The organism is Thermoanaerobacter sp. RKWS2, assembly GCF_026240795.1.
Lineage (GTDB): Bacteria > Bacillota > Thermoanaerobacteria > Thermoanaerobacterales > Thermoanaerobacteraceae > Thermoanaerobacter > Thermoanaerobacter ethanolicus.
This window is the reverse complement of record NZ_CP110888.1, coordinates 794,248-813,958: the sequence shown is the minus strand read 5'-3', so window position 1 is coordinate 813,958 and position 19,711 is coordinate 794,248. Positions and strand designations below refer to the sequence as shown.

Genomic DNA, 19,711 nt, shown 5'->3' with positions numbered 1-19,711 from the left:
ACACTATCTAATTCTCAAGACCTTTTCACATATTTTATTCTCATCTTTCACGTTATAACTCTCTTACATCAAGTCTTCCAAAAGTTTAGAAACAAACTCCATTACATATCTTCTCTTTAATATATCATGACAGTATTGATTAGTATAATTTCTTAAACAACCATAGCAGCTTGCATCTCCTTCTTTACCTCCGCATTCACAACTTGAAACTACTTCTAGCGTTTTTTTAAGGACTTTTATGAAATTTTCTTCTTCCGCAATTCTTTTAACCTGTCCTGCTCCACCGGGTACGTCATCAAACAATACTATAGCAGGTCTTCTTGGATCCCCCGCATAAGAATATAACGTACCATCAACATCCTGCCTATCAATCTCCAGAGCTTTGCATGCTCCCTCTATCAATCCATAAAGCAATGATTCCCAGAATCCTTCTCTCTCATCACTATACCCTATAAATTTTAGGGAAAGTATATCCGTTGAAAATTCATATCCCAAAGAATAACGTGAAAAAGTTCCTTTACATACTTTACCCATTCTTGTCTTATGCTCGCCTATAGGCTTTCCATCATAAACTTTTGCGTATCCACAACTTTCACAAACAGCAAACCCAGCTCCTTTCCCATTATTTACAACAGCCAATTTACCATTCCCAGCTTCCATTTCTACAGTTATCCCATTCAAATTTATTGACAATATTTTTTCGACTTTTTCTTCCTGTGCAAAATATTTACGTAGTATAAGTTTTTTCTGGCCTTATTAAACCTGGCTTTTGAGGAGGACCAGCAACAAATCCAAATTCAGGCGTAATAAATGTACCACTGCGTCGAATTTTATTACCACATGAAGGACAAAAATCAATTTTTGTCTCTTTATCTGCTATATCACTATAATAGTGTCCACAATAATCACAAATCGCATAATTATACTTTATAGGTTCTCTATCAGGCAATTTCTTAATATACTGGCTTGTCCACAATTTGCCTCCTGCTACTACTTGGCTTTCAGGAGCATACTCAGACAAAGCTATTTTTAAGTCTCTAGTAAGCTCTAGTCCCTTAGCTTCTTCCCCGTGATGATGTACTTCTAACTCTACTACATCGACAGGAAAGCCATACTTCGGTATAACATTAGATTGAGAAAGAAAATCTATTATATAGCGTCCTTCTAAAGTATTAATTACTCGCCTTACAAAATCCGCTTTACTGTACTTTTTCTCATAACTATATTGTTTTTCTATCATTTCCAACTCTTCTATATCCTTTTTAAGCCACCTTTCTGCTTTTTTTAAAACCCCATCTTTCCCCACCAATCCTTCCACCCAGCTCCAATCTTCAATCCCAATATCTTTGTGCATATTTAGCGGCACAATTCTCATAAGACTTTCTTTTAATTCCTTCGGTCGCTTGCTAAGGAAATTTTTTATAACTTCAGAAGCTGAAGTATCATTTTTGAAAAATTCTTTAACTTTCCCAAAATAGTCTTGGTTATTCCTCCAGAATAACGCCAAAGCTACTGCATAAACATGTCTTTTTACAATTTTCTCATTTGTTATTTCAATATGCGGAGTTTGTATTTTCCCATTCACAATATTTAAAGGATTAACAAAATGCGTAAAATCGTGGGAACGCCTCTGTGCAAAAGTAAGCACAAAAGCAGTTGAACTTGTCCTTCTGCCAGCCCGCCCCGCCCTTTGAATATAATTAGCAGGAGTTGGGGGAACATTCCGCATAAATACTGTTTCCAGTTCACCAACATCTACTCCTAATTCAAAAGTAGTAGAACAGCTCAAAACATTTATTTCACCTTCATAAAATTTCTTTTGAATATTTCCTGCTTCTTCAGTAGTAAGCTGAGCAGTGTGCTCACTACTTTTTAATGTCAAAGGTAAAATATCAAGATAAAGCTTTCTGTAATGATGGTCTTTCAACTCATCATCAGGATTGCACTCCTCTAAATGTCCATCACATCGATAATTGGGACAAACTCCTCCCACATTGTGAAGGGAAAGCCTATTACACTTACTGCATTTATACCACTTTACAGATTTATCAATAACAGCCGGAACCACTCTCCAGTATCTCAAATTTAAACGATATCCTTCTTGCGGACTCCCGGAAAAATATCTTCTAAAAGGCGATTTGTCTGAAATCAACAATTTCTCCCAAATCCTTGCCAAAAAATCTTTTATCTTTTCTACATCTACTTCCTGTCCTTTAGCAGCAGCAAGTCGCATCATAAAATCCAAGCGTGAATTGGTTCTCCCACTGGAAGCTGGAACCCAACTATATTTATTAGGCTCTTTTGCTTCCTTCTTAAAATAAAACTCTCTATTTAAAGGCTTAAAAAATTCATCCTGCAGGCTTACACTATCAGGAAATAGCACAGCACCATTCTTTCTCATAGTATCTAACAAAACCATAATAAGTTCTGTGGCTTCTCTTTCTGTTAAATTTATGTACCCTTCAGTTAATGCTTTTGGAGGGTGCCAATTTTCAGGTAATATAGGTTCAAACCCTAAAAGCCCTAAAGACTCTAAATTTGTTTCTCCGCCTCTTCCTAAAAACTCATACAATACCCACTTCCATGCTTCCTCTTCCAACTGCTGTAAACTCAGTTCAGGAAAAAGATTTAATTCTTTTAGCATTTTCTTAACATATTCTACCAGATCCTCTACACGCCATTCATTCTTAATTACTTTCTCTTTATATCTTTCCAGAGTCATTATAATCAAACGTCTCTGTAAAATTTGGTTATATGAGGATTGTAAATAAGTAGCAAAAAAAGCGGCATCCTGCCGGCTATCAGAAAAAATAAGCATTCGCCGGTTATTTGTTACAGAAAAATTCTCATTATTATCGGCTGTGCTCCATTCGTCATCTTCCTCTTCTACTTTTTCTTCCTTTCTATCAGGGATGTGTTGATACAAAGCTGTCGCTAAAACACTCGTTGCAGCTTCATGCCCTAAAAGAAAACGTCTGGCAACGGTTCCCGTAGTATTAATAGCCCCACAGGCAGGGCACTTGTGGAGCATGCCATTTTTAGTGGAACTTCTTATTAGCCTAATCTTATACTCATCACCACAACCGCAAAGGTCTCCCAATTCATTAACAGGTTTAATAGCACCACATTTACCGCAAAGAACCCATTCTTCCTCTTTGAATATAAATTCGTTTTCTCCTCCTGCTAAAACAATTTCATCTTCATTATCTGGTACCAAAACCTTGTCTTCAATTAGTAAAAAATACTCCAAATTTGCTTCGTTCTCGTAATAACGGCTGCCAGGTTGATATAAAAATTTCTTTCCATCTTTTTCTTTTATTTCCCCGACCAAATATATAGAATTACAGCGAGAACATGTAGCAATCTCAAAAACCTTATAACGCTCCCCTTTATTCCCTGATATCCATTCTCTTCTTTTTAAAAAAATACGCTTATTAGGAAATAAAGAAGTAAATCCTCCTTCTAAAGCTCTTATAAACAAATGATACCTAGCAGGTAGTAAAGGTTGCTCATTAACTCCCATTCGAGCATTATTAGCTAAATGCACTAGCGCAGACAAATATTGTTCTCTATTTTCTTCCTCCCCAAACAATTCATCTGAAGCTTGCGATAAATAGCACGACCCATTTTCCAGCATATTTTGCAAAGTTATGAGTCTTTCATCTTTTTGAAGAATCAAATACAGAAATTTTTCCCATTTGCTATCACAATTATTTAATGCATTTTCTAAAATTTCTTTTGGTATACCTAAATTTTTCCCTTCTTTCACTAACAAAGAAATCTTATCTTTTTCTTCTCCATCAATAATATCGGCCCACTTTTGATATAGAATACCTTTAGGTTTACCCCAGCTTTTTTTCGAAATTACCAAACCTCTCTTTTTACCTATTACTACATCCTGACGTAAAGGGTCATCTTCAACCCACTCAAATTTTTCATCAAAAAGTCTCTGAGCAAATTCCGTAACCTTTTTAAAATCTTTATCAGTATTTCCAACCAAAGTAGCACTCGTACCTATACATTGTAAAATCCCTTTTTTACTTTTTACTATCTTATCCTTCAACCTTCTTAATAAAATAGCAAGCTCAATGCCCTTCGCACCCGTATAAATATGTATTTCATCAATAACAATAAACTTCCAATCTCTAGCATATTCTCCGTCAAAAAATACATTATCTTCTGGACGCAGCAATAAATACTCAAGCATAGCATAATTTGTAAGAAGAATATGAGGAGGAAACTTATGCATTCTTTCTCTTGACAGTATCTCATTTGGCAGCGGTTCATCGCCCGGATTCATCTTCTTAAACCTTTCTACAGCCTTCTTCTCTTCATACTCCGTTTCACCCGTATAACTGCCAAAAGTAATATAAGGATAATTCTTCAATAATCCCCGCAACCTTTTAAGCTGATCATTCGCCAGAGCATTCATCGGATACAACAGCAAAGCTCTCACACCAGGAGTTAACTTCCCTTCTTCTTTTTGCCTGAACAAATAATTTAAAATAGGAATCAAAAACGACTCTGTCTTTCCACTACCTGTACCTGTCGCAATAATCAAATTTCTCTTGTCACTGACAAGTTTTCTAATTGCAATTTCCTGATGCACATATAAATTACGCTCTAAAGGTAACTCACCAGTAGAAAGCCTATAAAATTCCCGAGATAAAATACCTTCTTCTATCAAACTATTTATAGATTTACCACTTTCAAAAGGCGGTGTAGCTTCCAAAATTGGGCCTTTTACGAATCCTTCAAATTCTTCAAGCTCTTTTTTAAACTGTTCCTTTAAGTTATCATCATTAAAAGAAAAAGTAGTAGCAAGATAGTCCAAATATCTATTAACAACAGCATTTGTAGTCTTAATCGGATCTAACCTCGTCATTTTTCCATCTCCTTATTCGAACAAGTATATACTCTGGCAGTATAACTTCTTTGCCACATTCTCTATGCCCCTCAGTTTCAGAAAAAATAACCTTGCATCTTCTGCAATATGTAAAACCATCATTGTCTTTATCTATCAAATAAGGCAATTTATTAAAATAATCCGGATTCATTCCGAAGTAAAATTTGCAAGGATTATACTCCAGCTCAATGATTTCACCATCGTTATCAAAAGTGCATACATGACCTTCAAATTCTATCCCTTCTACAAAATTTGTATATACCTTAATATCCTGTATCCAGTAATTTCTTTCAAGCAATACTTTATCACCATCCACTTCAAACCCAATGATATCCAATCCTTTTTGTTGCAGTACTTCAATAATCTCTTCTTTATCTCCAATCATAATATCAATGCAATTTCTCTCCCTCTCTTTTGGCAAAGAAATTTCTTTATCAAACCATGGATCTTCAATATTAAATTCCAATCTATATTTCCCTAACGGCAATCTTTCTAAATCCTCAATAAATTCTACTTCATTTTCACCATCAGAAACCTTCCTCTCAATTCTCCCTGTCACTTCATCGCCCAGATACCATAATCTTACAATCCTACCAGAGACTTTACCCAAATCTTCCCATTGAACAAATACCCTTCTTTTATCATTTTCTCTTTTTTGGTTTATTCTAACATTTACGACTTCCCAGTGAACTCTTATTCTTGTCAACAAAAATGATGGTATATCGTGATTCTCAAAGAATAAAATCAAATCCCAAACTGTTTTTTTACCTTTTTCTCTGATATCATAGATAATATCACTCAGCTGTTTCAAACTAAATATGATAGTATCTTTTGCTTTTTTGGGCATAATAGCTGTCCCAGTTGAAGATAATACAAGTTTAGCTCCTATCCCCTGTAAAAAGTAAGGCAATTTAACCTCCAGTTCTCCTATATCTTCATACCAAATCTCTTCTATCTCGCTCAGCCAATCTCCTTGATCCCTGAGTCGCCAGTAAATTTTGGGAATAGCTATTGTAAGTTTGATATCAAACTCTCTTTCTTCTAAAAAATATGTCAACTCAATTTCAATACTGTCATATTTTGCATCAAATTTTATAATATTTTTACGAAAATTACTCTCGGTAACTTTATTTCCTCTAACCTCAAATTCGTATTTTGAGGTTAATATAATTTCCCCAAACCTTCTTTCCCATTTCTCAACAGGCGGATACAAATACCTATCAAACTCTAATTGTAAATCTGGCACAAGTGCAAATTCTTTACTCCAGATAATATCCTGTTTATAAACTAATGCCACTTTATACATCCCGTAAAGTTCTGAAGCAAGCAGATCTAAAGGAATAATTGCAATATTCTCTCCTTTTATAACGTTACTAATTTCCTTTAAAGGCTTAAAAATGCTCTTTTCTGAAACTTCTACTTTTATACCATAAAACTCTATATCTCCTACTGAATTCAGTGGTAAAACCAAGTGCGGTAATTTCCCATTATAAACAAATTTACCCAGCACATTTACTCCTTCGAGTATATCTCCACCAATTAACTGAGGCCGTAAACCAGATGGCTTTTTAAAAACAAACTCCTTCCCTTCTACTTCTACGGAAAACATCTCAATATCGCTCAAATCAACATAAATATATTCATAATCAGACCATTCACCTATTAGCCTTCCCCTTTCTCTTACTGCTAAAGAAGGACTGACCTTGCTTCCATAATGGGTAACTATGTAAACTCCCTCTTCCGGAAGATATGAACTTTCTAGCAACTTCTTTTCAACTGAAAAAAGCAAACACTTATTAAGACAAATTCCCGTTATATTCCATTCGACTACTTTATCTTCCTGTCTAAGCTCAAAATGATAAAATTCTCTTGGCTTTTCCAAAACTTCTGAGATTGCTTCCGTATGATATTCATTACCCAACTTTTTAATCGCTACTTTTATATCCTTAACTTCTATATCAGCTTCTTTAATTCTGAATACTAAAGGGTACCCACTGCTCAATACTTGTTTTGGCAGTTCCACTTTTATAACTCTTTCAACAGTATCAAGTTTTATAAGAGGTTTACGCAAAATTAAATCATTCTCATCCTTTGCTCTCCTGTTTTTTTCTCGTTATACAGTCAACTTTTCCTTTCCTTCTTCTTCCCACCATTTTTTCATTTCATTTTTAATCCTTTTAGGCAAAAGAACATCTTTTTCCTCTCCACGGTATAACATCTCTAGAAATATTAAAGATTGAAAAATAAAATCTTCAGCAACCTCCCCTCCTTGGAATATAAAAAGGCGGGTAGATTCATTCAAAAAATACAGAGGATTACTCAATTCTTCAAGAACATCGGCATATTTTTTCTTTTTGTTCTGCACTTCACTAAGCAGATTTTTTACTTCTTCCTTATCTGAATACTTCCAAATTAATTCAAAATTATTCCATAAAGTTTCTAAAGAATATTTGCTTGTAACGTCCTTTTTAACTTTTTTTATTTCTAAGCGCAATGCTCTTTGTTCTTCTAATACTTTTAATCCTTCCTCCACATCACCTTTTCCTACTATTTTCAAATTCTGTTCATATAAATTGATCTCCTTCTCAATTTCAGTTAACCTTCTCTCCACATCTTCCAAAACTCCCTTAGAAACATCTAGATAGGTAGTTACCGCAGCCTCTTCCCCAGCCTCTTTTATTAAATCTTTGTATCTATCCTGAAAATAGTGTCTCTCAAAAAGGCAACAAAAAACTAAACCCATACCGATGTAAAAATATGGGATAAATAAATGGTTAATAAAGTTAAATTAAAAGTTAAGACACTGCAGATTCGACCGTGACCTTAAGGCCTAAAGACTCTAGCTTTTTTAAAGATTGACGAATAATCATATTACGCTTTTTCTCTTCATAATAAGTAGGACCTAATTCAATATATGGTTGCTTTTGCTTGAGAATATGATAAACTATAATTAAAATGCTATGTGCCACTGCAACTGCTGCACGGTTTGCTCCTCTTCGAGCAGCGATGCGGTGGTACTGACTTGAGAGATAAGTATCTTTTGCCCTTGAGGCAGCTCTGGCAGCTTCAATAAGAGAGCTTCGCAATTTTTGGTTACCTTTTCGAGTTCTTGCAGACTTTTGTTTACCAGCACTTTCATTATGACCTGGACACAACCCTGCCCAAGAACACAAATGGGCAGCAGAGGGGAACTGTTCCATATTCGTGCCGATTTCGGCTATTATTTGTTCTGCAGTTCTTCTTCCGACTCCAGGGATTGTATCCAGCAGTGCCAGGTCTTTTTCAAAAGGGAGCATTCGATTTTTAATTTCTTCGTCTAATTTTGCTATTTCTTCATCAAGGTAATCAATATGTCTAAGCTGTATTTCCAGAAGCATCCTTTGGTGATGATTGATCAAGCCTTTTAAAGCGCGTTTTAGTTCATCCATTTTATTTTTTAGCTTGCCTTGAGAAAGCTCAGCCAGGGTTTCGGGATTTTCTTCACCATTTATAATAGCCTCAAGTATAGAACGACTGGATGCCCCGTTGATATCAGAGACTACCGAAGACAGTTTGATATTAGCTCCTTCTAAAACCTTTTGTATGCGATTAAGTTCTCTTGATTTTTCTTCAATGAGGCTTTTTCTATAGCGTACAAGCTCGCGAAGTTCTCTTTGTTCACGATCTGGCACAAAGCTGCCTTGCAAAAGGCCATGTTGTAAGAGACTTGCTATCCACTCAGCATCTTTTACATCGGTTTTTCTACCAGGGACATTTTTAATATGCTTAGCATTGACGAGTAGGATTTTAATGCTCTCAAGCTCAAGTAGATTGTAAATAGGTTTCCAATAAGAGCCGGTACTTTCCATAGCAACAACAGAACAACCTTTAGCTTTAATAAATTCTTTTAATGCAATAAGGTCATCGGTCATAGTTGAAAAAGTGCGGATTTCTTTACCTTCTGGTGTTATTATACAAGCTACGACATTCTTTTTATGGACATCTAATCCGCAAACATGAGAATAAACTAAATCCATGAAAGAACCAACTCCTTTTTTAAAATTTGAACGATAGCGACTGTAAAATTGAAGAGCTGGTGCAACAACCATAAGGGGTTATTCTATCCTGCGTGCTTCCCGTAAAGGGAGCAACAATCTGTGGTGCACCTGGTCGTTGGAGTCTGTCTATGAGTCGGGCTCAAAGCACCAAGGTAAGAACGACCTTTCTTCACCAGCCGCTGTACTGATTATATCATCAAAAAAGGACATTTTCATCCTCTGCTGGTGCTGCATTTGCGGCATGGGAGTCTATGTAATAATTCCTGTAATTCTCTTATGTGCCTTATTGTCTCAGAAGAATAATTTTCCAGTAAATTCTCTTTCAATGGCAATTTTTTTAACTCATCCTTCAACCTGCTCCCACAATTTAACATCCTATAATATTTATCTGGCATAAAAAGTCTCATTAATACTCCAAATAAACCTCTATACCTTCTTTTAAAATTCCAGTAGGTTGTTAAATTGTTTTCAATCTCGTCAATAGGAAGCTCTAATATAACTTCTGCTAAATCATTATTCCAATAACTTAAAAAAGAATAAGCAAGTTCTTTTATTCGATCTTCTATTTCTTTATATTCTTTTTCGAAAATTTCTTTTTTCTCCAAGAGGTTGCGAATCTCATTTAATTGTGTATTTAATTTTTCCCTCTCCTCCCTTGCTTCCTCCAGCCAGTCCTTCGGCTTAGATAAAAGCACTTTTAGCTCTGGGCTTCTTTTAAGATCTTTTAGCAATTCCCTAAGTTCTATCAATTTATCTTTATTTCTTAATACTTCAAAGGCAACTTGCAACTCTTTCTCTTTTTTATCTAATTCTCTCAACTTATTTTCTCTTGCCGCATACAATTGATATTCTTTCCTCCAGGTAGATACTATGTGTTTTACCTCATCCAAAGCTATGGATAATTCTAACTCCTGCCTCTCTTTATACATTCTAAAAATGACATTTAAAAAGTAGTCATTAAGATAAAAATTAGGAACACACCCATGGGCTAAAATTGGCATAATATAACGTAGTTCATCTTTAAATTCTATCAGTCCATATTTCTTAACTGTTTTTAAAAAAATTTCTCCCAATCGTCTTTGCCACAATGGTTGTTGTGAAGGCAATCGTAATATTTTATACACTGGCATCCAAAAATTTCCTTCCTGATAGTATAAAATACCTATCCATACAAGAAAAACCGATATAGTAAGTGACTCAGAAATATTAAAATCAGGTTTTACCAATTCTTTAGAAATTAGCCCGGCCATATGTTCAATCTCATCTACATCTAGTTCAATATAACCTAAAACTCCCCTATTTTTTGACAAGCTGAGTACATCTTCAAAATATCTATCACATTCCTCCAAATAATTACAATCTTTTACCCCCATCCTCTCTCCCTCACTTAAAAACATAACCTATCAAAATCTTCTTATTTTAATTTAATTTTACCACTTTATAAACTAAAATCCAATCAAAATGTTAAGAAAATTTCGTTATATTTCGACAAAATCAGTACCCCTATTTTAAAGTATTGTTCTTTATAGACCAGAAAACAAAATATATTTTATTGCTTATAGAACAGGCGTATAATATAATAAAATCAAAAAAATCTATCTATTAAAACAAAAAACTGAGTTGCTTAAAAAATTACAAGGAGTGTCAATTATGTCTTTGCCAGAAAGAAAAAAGTTTATACATATGAGGATTATTTAAACTGGCCAGATGAACAGAGAATAGAAATAATTGACGGGCAAGTTTATTTACACACCCTTCCACCAAGAATACATCAAGAAATTTCTGGAGCAATAGTCTATCAATTTTCTAATTACCTGAAAGATAAAAAATGTGAGGTTTATTTTGCACGTCTTGGAGTAAGGTTACCATCAGGTAATGAAAAAAGCGATAAAGAAATAACGACTGTTGTAGAACCTGACATTATAGTAGTATGCGATAAATCAAAATTAGATGATGAAGGGTGCAAAGGAGCTCCTGATCTGATTGTTGGAATCACATCTCCTTCCACTGCAAGGAGAGATAAAGTAGAAAAATTTAACTTATACGAAAAACATGGAGTAAAGGAATACTGGATAGTAGAACCAGAAATAAAATTGGTAACGGTATTTTTGCTTCAGGAAAATGGCAGATACGGCAGACCAAACATATACACTGAAGAAGATAAAATTAAAGTCTCTATTTTTGAAGACCTTGTAATAGACTTAAAAGATGTGTTCAACTATTGAAGTAATTCTTTTTTGCACACTTTTTTATAGAGCTTTGATAGTCCATTACTATCATAGAGTCGGTAATAACATTAAACCTTTCATAGTAAAAAGAATCATACACAAATCTAATATTTTTGTTTACTTCGTCAATATTAAAATCCTTATATCCTTGATACTCACCCCAAACCAGTGTACTCTCATACTCTGGATTATTTTTATCAGAAATTATTTCCAAAAATTTATCATAGCCATATTCACCGCCTACATCTTCAGGCGGGGCGTTTCCTTCTCCATCAACACAAATAGCATAATTCTTATCATAATCCTCTATCACTCTTTCTACTTCAATATAATGTCGCCAATCATCTCCAAAATCATAGACATATTGCAGCCTTTTGTATTTTGGAATATACTCTGATAGTCTTATCCCCTTTTCTAATTTCCTCTCTATACCATCTTTCCTTGGATAATCAAAGGCTTCCTCATCGCTAACCAAATTTACAACTGGTTTGTATCCTGCTTTATTATAAGCAGGATGATTAATAAAATAGTTGATATCAATATGCAAAATATCCCATCTCTCATCCCCATAAACAAAAAATTCGTGAAGATGATAATCCAGCCAGCCAAAAGCAGCCTGAAGTACTTTGTGAAACTGTGTAAATGTAGTATTTAAAGGAACGATAAGCCTGCGCCAAATATTATGATTCTCCATCTGAAGTGTCACTTTTAGTTCTACTGCCTTGCATTTAAAAATGGGTCTGCCTGCAAAAATTTCTAAATCTTTAAGCATTTCTTTGCCTGGAGATATATAATGTCCTCCCTCCTGTTTGCCTACCCAATAGCGACTCGCTATTTTGCTCACAAAGGTTTGATAAATTGTATTGTCCAAAAGCAATTCTCCATAATAGGGTACTATATTACAAGCTGTATTTAATTTCCCTACATAACTACTATTTTTCGTTTTCCCATATACAATTTCTCCAGACTGTCTTAAATACTCATCTACAATATCTTCATCAATACATTCATCTAATAACGTCAGACGAATAGCATTTAAAATAATTTCATCAAACCTTTCAAAATCCTTTGCTTTAAGTCCATATAAAACAACCACATACCTGTTTTTATCATTTACAAGGACTACAGTCTTTCTTCGATTTAAGGTGATCAAATTCGCATGCCAAGAAAATAACAAATTTTCTTCTTCATACGCAACGGGTTTTCTCTCTATCACATCCAACAACTTTTTTGTACATTGTATTAACATAGCCTATCACACCAATCTACATAAAAATTCTATTTATCTCAATTTTCTCAGACAAGTCCCTGTGTCCCCTTACCCTTATAACCATATCATAAAAAACTTTAATGCAATCTCATCCATCCTCTACTTTCCTTTGTTTTTAAAAATTATATAAGAATGTACAACCGGTACTATAACAGCAGTAATTAGCAGCACAAACATAAAAACAGTCACCCATATGCCTCCAAAAAAGGAAGCAAATAAGCCAATAATACCTGCAATGAGCCATAGTTTTCCAGCTAGCTGATGTGTATTATTCCATACCTCTTCATCTGCTAACGTCCAGGGAGTTCTTATACCTACAAAATAATTATGGCGAAGTTTACCCATAACACTCCCAAAACCAATCAACATAAAAGGAATAATAAGATTGCCCATTCTATTTACATCAATTCTATAACCTAATGCAGAATATGCAGAAGCAAAATACACTGCTGACAAAATAATTACTACAACTGCTCTTATCATTCTATAAGCTCCAGCAAATTTGCCATAATTGGCTCTTTTAGGGTCAATAATAGGTACATATAACATTACAAAATATATTATTGTAATGATAGAAGGCAAAATAAATATATCATGTTTTGGGCCAAAACTGTCTACTTGACCCGAAATGTTCCAATGTATTGGAATTTTAGCCGGTAAACGTCCAAAAATGGCAAATGTAAAAATCCATATTAATATGATAATGCCAATTAACCACCAATCCTTTTTTATTTCGTATTTGACATTGTAGTTTTCATCCATACTACATTAAACACTCCCCTCATGTTGTATGACAACCCTATTCCTCTGTAAATAAATCTATTGCAAAGTTCTCAATAGCTTTTCTGCTTGGTACAGAAGACTTTCCTCCCTGCCTCATTAACTATTCAATTAATTAATTTAATCTAATTTTTGTCAATTCATTTTAGTTAGGTATTATATTGAATCAAGTATTTTTTCTACGAGCATTCTAAATACTTTCTTGTCGTCTTCACGTATTTTTACAAATGGGTCATATTCAGAAAATGGACTGTCATACATCATTCCAATACTTAATATATCAGCAAACACCTCTCTTTGTTGTTCTGGTTCTAATAAATCAATCTTTGGCATACAAAGCTCTTTTAAAAAAAGTATTATTTCTTCAGGCACAACTTTAACATTTTCGGTATATCTAGCATGAAGTGCATGTCCTAATTCATGAAAAAATACAGCTTCCGGTGCGGGTGTATCTTCTAAATTAGATTTCATATTGTAAAGGAAAAAGTGTTGAATAATTTCCTTACCATAGGGCATCACCAAGCATTCACTATTATATTTTCTATGACTATAATTTAGCAAAATAAACATGGGCTTTCTATCAGCAAACACTTTTTTTGAAAAACTAAATTTTTCATCCAAATAATGCATTATTTCTTCAATCTTTTCTTTAGTTATTCTTTTACCGACTGGTTTTTTAAAGTCTGATAATATCTGATTTCCATATGTCTTTATAGATTTCAATGTTTTAACAGGAGTATCTTGTTTTGGTATTGTCAATGCAACATATTTCCTAACTGCATCTATACCTTCATATATAAGATATTGCGAGTCGTTTTTGTTAATTATACTATCAAATACATAATCCAAAAGCCCAAAATATTGCAATTGTTGATAGAAAAATTTTACAATTTTCGCCCTATTTTTTTCCTTCAGAGCCGACTCTGCAAAATCAATTAGTAGTTCTCCCCAAGTTAATAAATCGTCACAATTAATTACAGCATTAATCTTATCATAAATATTCATATGTCATCTATTCCTTTCAAAATCTGCAAGATTTTTAACCCTTGAATAATTTCACTATTTTGGTTAGTCAATGTTATGGCCTTTTCCAAATAAAGCAAAAAGTAACAACAGCAATAACTCTCACTTATCGGAGGGAGATAAAAATTCTAGGGAGCGGGTCTATCCTCATGATACATGAACTCAGAGTAAAAGGCAAGAGTATTCGTGCAATTTCACAAGAAACAGGGCATTCTCGAAACACAATAAGAAAGTATCTCGGAGCAGAGGGAACCCCCTGAAGGAAACCCATCCTAAGATCAGTTCAAACCTTAACTCTACCAATTGACAGATTTACAGACTAAAGAGGGAAAACTTAAAGCCTTTGCCTCTTTATACTTACAAGCAGCAAAGGATTTGAAGAATAGGGTGAACTAATGGGGGATCCAGTTCTTGCAACTGCACTATTGGACAGATTGCTGCACCATGCTCATATAATCAACATAAGAGGTAACAGCTATCGTTTAAAGGATAGGTTAAAGACTGGTCTTTATTACGGTAGTCCAAACGGTAAGGCTTAAATTAAAAAAACGCAGGGTAGGTCAATTTAAAACCGTTGAAAATGGGTCAATTCTAATCCGCTATTGACAGATTTGACAATTCTTTAATAATAAACATTTAACTACTTAGCTTCATCTAACATCTTTACTATTTTTCAAGCTTTAAGAATAATAAAAAAACCACACATTTTTGTCTTTTTTATCCTGCCTTATTTCGCTTATTGTATAATTTTGGTTTTTATACTCCTCTGCAACTTTTTGAGCATCTTCCTTTGTACCCAAAATCCTTACATACATTTTACCATTTGAAGTTTTACCTGTTGTAACTTGGTATCTTTCTCTATTTCTTTCTTTTTCTTTACTATGCTTCTTCTTCCATTCATCATGATCTAACGGTTTAGCATTTTTTACAGCTTCAATAATCAAATTAATATCCTCTTCAGATATATTTTCTCCTTTTATTTTTCTAATTTCTCCAACAGCTTCCATTCCTCCAATAACAACGGGCATGCTGCAATCTTTGGCTTTTACCCATTTAGCCCGTTTAAATATTACAATTGGATGTATATGATCTTTAATTCTTTCATGTAAATCAGGCAAATTTTCTTCTAACCATTTTTTAAACAATTTAACATGCCTCTCATTTTGTTTGGTAGGGCTTTGAACTTCAACCCACTTATTACCTTGTTTCATACGCCATTTATCTTTTGTCCCTAAAAAAGCCCCGTCCCATGACTTTGTCTCTAATACAAAAATTCCGTTCGTATTTAACACAAGATGGTCAATTTGTATAAACTCGTCAGGCTCTACTTCTAAAACAAGGTCATTTATAACAACTGCACTACTTGGAAGCCACAAATGCAATGCCCATCCTACTGAATTTTCACCACTACTTCCCTGTTCTTTTTCGGAAATACGCCTCCACGTATAAGCAACATCTGCAATAGGTTCTAAAAGCCAACCAAGGAATCCTTCACTAATCTTGTCCAAATGCTTTTGTTTCTCTCTTTCCTCTTTTTCTTTGATTTTTTGATAAAAAAGTTCTTTTATTTCTTTATCCTGCTCTATAAAACGCGCAAACATTATTCTCCCCCTTTTTTAATAAAAGGTTTACCCCACATATTCAACTGCATCATTGTCTCTCCTTCTAAGAAATTTCTACAATCTTGCTTTGAATTAATTTCCAAATGTACTCTCATGAATAAAAATTTTAGAAAAATTGTAAAGTACCGAATAAATCTTTTAATTTTAAGCCAAACTCTCTACAAATTGTGCGAAATTTTTTATAGTCTCAATAACCTCTTTCACTTCTTTTACTGTATAGCTACTTCGTTCTTCGTGAGGATAATGAACTTCTTCGTCTAGAGGAAATCCGTTTAATAGTGACTTGAAATACCTATGATGAGATAGTTTTTGAAATTCCATCTCTATTTCATTACTTCTGTCTTGAAAATAATTTTTTAGCTCCTCTTTTAATTTTGCCCCCATTAAATCCTTAATAGTTATTTTATGAATTCTCTTGTAAGGAATCTTAAGATTTACTTTTTCCGCCAACGAAAATAATACAGTTTCTAAAGCTAATCTTGCATACAAAGAAGCTGCACGTATTTCATTTATGTATGAATATTCTTCAGCTTTTTCAATATAACTTCTATAACAAGGCTTAATATCTATACTTAAAACAACCTCTGTATTTTGGCAGTTACTAATGCTCCCAAAAGAAGTATTGTACGGTTTAAAACTATTCCCATTAAATTGATGCTTTATAATATCATAAAACACTCTGTCAGACGTTGTAATAATAAGCTGGTATTGACTGCCTAATTCCCTTAAATAGGTAATTAAATTATATCTATGCTCATGATCAATAGAATAAATAGGGTCATCAATTGCAATAAAATTTAAACTATTAGGATTTGACTTTATCCTTGCTACCAACAATGCAAATCCAAGACATCTTAAATGTCCTGTACTCAAAATACTAAGAGCATCTACCACTTTTTGAGTTCCTTTTATAACCGCACGAAAACTAATCTTTGGTTCTTCAATATTACCAATATCTGGTTCTATAATAAAAGTGTCTACTACCTCATTTTCTGACTGGTTAATTTTGTTGTAAATTAAAGTTACCTCATTCTTACTGATGTTTTCTAATTCCTTGGCAATTCTTTCAGCATATTTCCTTCTATAAATTTCATAAAAGTCACATATATCATCATAGATTTTTTTGACCACTTTCATTCTCGTTTCTAAAGTCTCTTTAGAAATTTTTGACTTTTCGCTATTTTGCTTAATTTCTTTATATCGGCCCCATTCTTGACTCAATCTCAATATTTCATTTATAGCATCACTTTCCCTTCTTGCATCTTCTTTTATGGTCTCTAAATCCGAAATTAAATTCCTGTCAAATTCTTCCTTGCTAATTTCAATGTTTAATTCTTTTTTATAGAGATGGAAATATAAATTCTTTACTTTCTCCGCAGTTTCTAAAAGGGATTGCTGTTTTTGCTCGATGCTATTGTTTATTTTTCGAATTTCACTCTTCAAATTAATTATTTTACTTAAATTTTCTTTTAAATTTTCAAGTCTTCTTAACACATCATAATATTCAATAGGTTGACCACATACAGGGCAGGTAGTTACTTCCTCAGTTTTTTTAAAATATTCATAAGCCGTATTCACAACCTCGGAAATCTCTACTTCTGTTATCATTTCTTGAGCATTTGCGAGTTTGCTTTTATATTCTTTTAGTTTTTTCATCTAAATTCATCTTTTCTTCTAATTCCTTAATAATTCCATCAAGATTAATAATAAATTCCTGAAGTTTTTTAAACCTTTCACTCCTACTCCGATTTTCCTCCTCATTTAGCTTGATTTCCAAATCTTCCTCTACACTATCCTTGAATTTTCCCCTAAGCTCTGCCATTCTATTTTCTAATCCTTCTAATTCCTTTTCTTGCTGTCTGAGTTTTTCTGTAATTTCCTGATATTTCTTTTCGGCAGTATTTTTTAATTTTCGTAAACGCCTATCAAACTCAATCAGGTCCTCAAATCCTAATAGGGTTGAAAATCGATCCCATAAAGATTGCTTTGTATCAATAACAAAATTTTCTATACGTTTGGTATCTATGAAATGGTCACCCGCTAAATCTTCAAATACAAATTTAGTTTTGCTATTTACTTTTCTACAAAAACTTTCCTCTTGACCATTATGAACATATATAATTTCAACAAAAGGAGCATCTTTTTTATCACAAAATTTATTTATAAGAAATTCACGTTTATCTACCCTCCTTGTTTTCGATTCTTCCACTTCTCCAGTCAAACACCACTCAATTGCATCCAGAAAGCTAGACTTTCCTGTTCCATTTTCTCCATATAAAAAAAGATGCTTTCCGTCCAATTCTATAATATGAGGACTATCTTCTAAATAGTAAAAACCTCTAATACCATTAATTTTAACCTGCTTAATCCTCATTTTCATTCCCGATCCTTTCTTCATAAAATTTAAGAATATCATCATATTTATTCGCTAGATAATTTGTATTGCCATTCAATCCATAATTATCGTCATATAAAGTCATTATATATTCCACAAAAAGATTAATTTTATTTTTCTCTTCTTTTGTTATGTCTTCTATTACTTTTTGCAAGATATTTGATTTTTTAGCCATTTTATAGATAACCCTCCTCTCAAATATTATCTTTTCAAATTGAATCTCGATTTTACTCTTACTCCTACAAACTGAAATTAACAAAACAATATTCACAGAAAAAGCAAAAATAAATTTTCTGCATTTTCATTTTATCATTTTATTTCCCAAAAAACAACACAAATATTATGAAAATTTCGACATATCTCGACAAAAATAAAAACAGAAATAACCCTGTTTACTAAAATTACTTTAACTCCTCACAAATATTCCCTCTTTCTCTCTTTCAACTCTTTCAATATCTCCTTCACATTCTGCACCTTATCCTTTGAACAGATTAAAAGAGCATCATCAGTGTCAACTATAATCACATCTTCTATCCCTAAGGTTGCAATGAGTTTTTCACCACCCGTTATGATACATTTCTTTGTATCCACAGCTATTACATTGCCTCTTATTACATTACCATTTTCATCTTTTTCGTATAATCTCTCTATAGACGTCCAGCTTCCTACATCATCCCAACCAAAATCTCCTGGCACGACATAGACATTTTTGGCTTTTTCCATTACGCCGTAATCTATTGACATACTTTCAAGCTTTGAATATTCTTCATATAATACTCTTTCTATATCCCCTGAATCAAGATTTTCCCTTATATTCTCCAATGCTTTATGTAACTCAGGCATGTATTTTTCTATAGCTCTTAATATTGAGGATGTCTTCCATACAAACATGCCACTATTCCAAAGATAATCTCCGCTTTCTACATATCTCACTGCTACATCATAATCAGGTTTTTCTACAAATCTTTCCACTTTATGCACAGTATTTTTATTTATTATTTCTCTCGTTACTTTCTTGAATTTTATGTAACCATATCCCGTCTCAGGACGTATGGGCTTTATACCTATTGTCACAAGATTATCTCCTGGTTTTGCTTTTTTTATCGCTGTCTTTAATATTCCAAAATCTTTCGCCTTTGCCGCCCGCCATAATAACGCCTGTTATCATTTGCATCATCTTTTCACTTCTCTTTCATCACAGCAACCTCATCCTATACATATCTCACCCTATAACACTCAATCGTCTCTCTCAATCCTTCTGCTAAGCTATACTCCGATTTCCATCCAAGCACTTTCAATGCCTTTTCATTATCAAGATAACTATGCATTATATCTCCTTTCCGAGGCTCCGTATAAATAGGCCCTAAAATTGAAACTAAAAGTTTTTGAGGAAAAGAAGATTTATTCCTTTATTAATCGACGTCTTTTAAAACTTATTGAGCTTTGGAAC

The 19,711-nt window shown here is 33.5% G+C and carries 12 protein-coding genes and 4 pseudogenes; 3 read left to right on the top strand and 13 right to left on the bottom strand.

Annotation, left to right across the window (positions count from 1 at the left end):
* Positions 1–63: 63 nt before the first annotated feature.
* The 5 genes and pseudogenes from OEI98_RS04035 to OEI98_RS04015 all read right to left on the bottom strand — a co-directional run bounded on the left by OEI98_RS04035 (position 64) and on the right by OEI98_RS04015 (position 10,316).
* A pseudogene (locus OEI98_RS04035) lies at positions 64–4,885 on the bottom strand (DEAD/DEAH box helicase).
* Positions 4,863–6,977 carry a hypothetical protein gene (locus OEI98_RS04030; RefSeq protein ID WP_266039745.1) on the bottom strand — a complete coding sequence of 705 codons (2,115 nt, stop codon included), beginning with the start codon at positions 6,975–6,977 and terminating at the stop codon, positions 4,863–4,865. The pseudogene OEI98_RS04035 and the gene OEI98_RS04030 overlap by 23 nt, the downstream one beginning before the upstream one ends.
* Positions 6,978–7,019: 42 nt before the next feature.
* Positions 7,020–7,649 (bottom strand): hypothetical protein, encoded by a 630-nt coding sequence (locus OEI98_RS04025; protein WP_266039743.1) that lies wholly within the window; start codon positions 7,647–7,649, stop codon positions 7,020–7,022.
* A 52-nt stretch (positions 7,650–7,701) separates the two neighbouring features.
* Positions 7,702–8,922 carry an IS110 family transposase gene (locus tag OEI98_RS04020; protein WP_003869923.1) on the bottom strand — a complete coding sequence of 407 codons (1,221 nt, stop codon included), beginning with the start codon at positions 8,920–8,922 and terminating at the stop codon, positions 7,702–7,704.
* 233 nt (positions 8,923–9,155) lie between these two features.
* Positions 9,156–10,316 carry a hypothetical protein gene (locus tag OEI98_RS04015; RefSeq protein WP_266039741.1) on the bottom strand — a complete coding sequence of 387 codons (1,161 nt, stop codon included), beginning with the start codon at positions 10,314–10,316 and terminating at the stop codon, positions 9,156–9,158.
* Positions 10,317–10,574: 258 nt separating this feature from the next.
* Between OEI98_RS04015 and OEI98_RS04010 the strand changes: the two genes are divergently transcribed.
* Positions 10,575–11,168 (top strand): Uma2 family endonuclease, encoded by a 594-nt coding sequence (locus tag OEI98_RS04010; protein ID WP_266040558.1) that lies wholly within the window; start codon positions 10,575–10,577, stop codon positions 11,166–11,168.
* Here the strand turns inward: OEI98_RS04010 and OEI98_RS04005 are convergent.
* The 3 genes from OEI98_RS04005 to OEI98_RS03995 all read right to left on the bottom strand — a co-directional run bounded on the left by OEI98_RS04005 (position 11,158) and on the right by OEI98_RS03995 (position 14,226).
* Positions 11,158–12,420 carry a plasmid pRiA4b ORF-3 family protein gene (locus tag OEI98_RS04005; RefSeq protein ID WP_266039739.1) on the bottom strand — a complete coding sequence of 421 codons (1,263 nt, stop codon included), beginning with the start codon at positions 12,418–12,420 and terminating at the stop codon, positions 11,158–11,160. The two genes, OEI98_RS04010 and OEI98_RS04005, sit on opposite strands and share 11 nt — an antisense overlap.
* A 120-nt stretch (positions 12,421–12,540) precedes the next feature.
* Entirely contained in the window at positions 12,541–13,203 is a 663-nt protein-coding gene (locus tag OEI98_RS04000) for an SdpI family protein (RefSeq protein ID WP_074666098.1), read from the bottom strand.
* A gap of 174 nt (positions 13,204–13,377) precedes the next feature.
* The gene (locus tag OEI98_RS03995) at positions 13,378–14,226 is read right to left on the bottom strand and encodes a hypothetical protein (protein ID WP_074666095.1); all 849 of its coding nucleotides are present in this window, start codon (positions 14,224–14,226) and stop codon (positions 13,378–13,380) included.
* A gap of 143 nt (positions 14,227–14,369) precedes the next feature.
* Here OEI98_RS03995 and OEI98_RS03990 point away from each other — a divergent pair.
* Positions 14,370–14,501 (top strand): annotated as a pseudogene (locus tag OEI98_RS03990) (IS21 family transposase); the annotation flags it as partial.
* Between the two features lie 96 nt (positions 14,502–14,597).
* Positions 14,598–14,783, top strand: a pseudogene (locus tag OEI98_RS03985) (ATP-binding protein); the annotation flags it as partial.
* 141 nt (positions 14,784–14,924) lie between these two features.
* Here the strand turns inward: OEI98_RS03985 and OEI98_RS03980 are convergent.
* The 5 genes and pseudogenes from OEI98_RS03980 to OEI98_RS03960 all read right to left on the bottom strand — a co-directional run.
* A complete protein-coding gene (locus OEI98_RS03980; protein ID WP_266039734.1) occupies positions 14,925–15,845 on the bottom strand; it encodes a nuclease-related domain-containing protein in 921 nt (306 codons plus the stop codon).
* A gap of 165 nt (positions 15,846–16,010) precedes the next feature.
* Positions 16,011–17,522 (bottom strand): hypothetical protein, encoded by a 1,512-nt coding sequence (locus OEI98_RS03975; protein ID WP_074665833.1) that lies wholly within the window; start codon positions 17,520–17,522, stop codon positions 16,011–16,013.
* The gene (locus OEI98_RS03970; protein ID WP_266039732.1) at positions 17,500–18,264 is read right to left on the bottom strand and encodes an AAA family ATPase; all 765 of its coding nucleotides are present in this window, start codon (positions 18,262–18,264) and stop codon (positions 17,500–17,502) included. Before OEI98_RS03970 ends, OEI98_RS03975 begins: the two co-directional genes overlap by 23 nt.
* The gene (locus OEI98_RS03965; protein WP_022588855.1) at positions 18,230–18,436 is read right to left on the bottom strand and encodes a hypothetical protein; all 207 of its coding nucleotides are present in this window, start codon (positions 18,434–18,436) and stop codon (positions 18,230–18,232) included. The genes OEI98_RS03970 and OEI98_RS03965 overlap by 35 nt, the downstream gene beginning before the upstream one ends.
* Positions 18,437–18,675: 239 nt before the next feature.
* Positions 18,676–19,380 (bottom strand): annotated as a pseudogene (locus tag OEI98_RS03960) (mannose-1-phosphate guanylyltransferase); the annotation flags it as partial.
* Positions 19,381–19,711 lie beyond the last annotated feature (331 nt).

What these genes read in the sequence shown, in the direction of transcription:
- OEI98_RS04025 (WP_266039743.1), bottom strand. Translation starts at nt 7,649, where the DNA reads ATGGGTTTAGTTTTTTGTTGCCTTTTTGAGAGACACTATTTTCAGGAT.
- OEI98_RS04020 (WP_003869923.1), bottom strand. Translation starts at nt 8,922, where the DNA reads ATGGATTTAGTTTATTCTCATGTTTGCGGATTAGATGTCCATAAAAAG.
- OEI98_RS04015 (WP_266039741.1), bottom strand. Translation starts at nt 10,316, where the DNA reads ATGGGGGTAAAAGATTGTAATTATTTGGAGGAATGTGATAGATATTTT.
- OEI98_RS04005 (WP_266039739.1), bottom strand. Translation starts at nt 12,420, where the DNA reads ATGTTAATACAATGTACAAAAAAGTTGTTGGATGTGATAGAGAGAAAA.
- OEI98_RS04000 (WP_074666098.1), bottom strand. Translation starts at nt 13,203, where the DNA reads ATGGATGAAAACTACAATGTCAAATACGAAATAAAAAAGGATTGGTGG.
- OEI98_RS03995 (WP_074666095.1), bottom strand. Translation starts at nt 14,226, where the DNA reads ATGAATATTTATGATAAGATTAATGCTGTAATTAATTGTGACGATTTA.
- OEI98_RS03980 (WP_266039734.1), bottom strand. Translation starts at nt 15,845, where the DNA reads ATGTTTGCGCGTTTTATAGAGCAGGATAAAGAAATAAAAGAACTTTTT.
- OEI98_RS03975 (WP_074665833.1), bottom strand. Translation starts at nt 17,522, where the DNA reads ATGAAAAAACTAAAAGAATATAAAAGCAAACTCGCAAATGCTCAAGAA.
- OEI98_RS03970 (WP_266039732.1), bottom strand. Translation starts at nt 18,264, where the DNA reads ATGAAGAAAGGATCGGGAATGAAAATGAGGATTAAGCAGGTTAAAATT.
- OEI98_RS03965 (WP_022588855.1), bottom strand. Translation starts at nt 18,436, where the DNA reads ATGGCTAAAAAATCAAATATCTTGCAAAAAGTAATAGAAGACATAACA.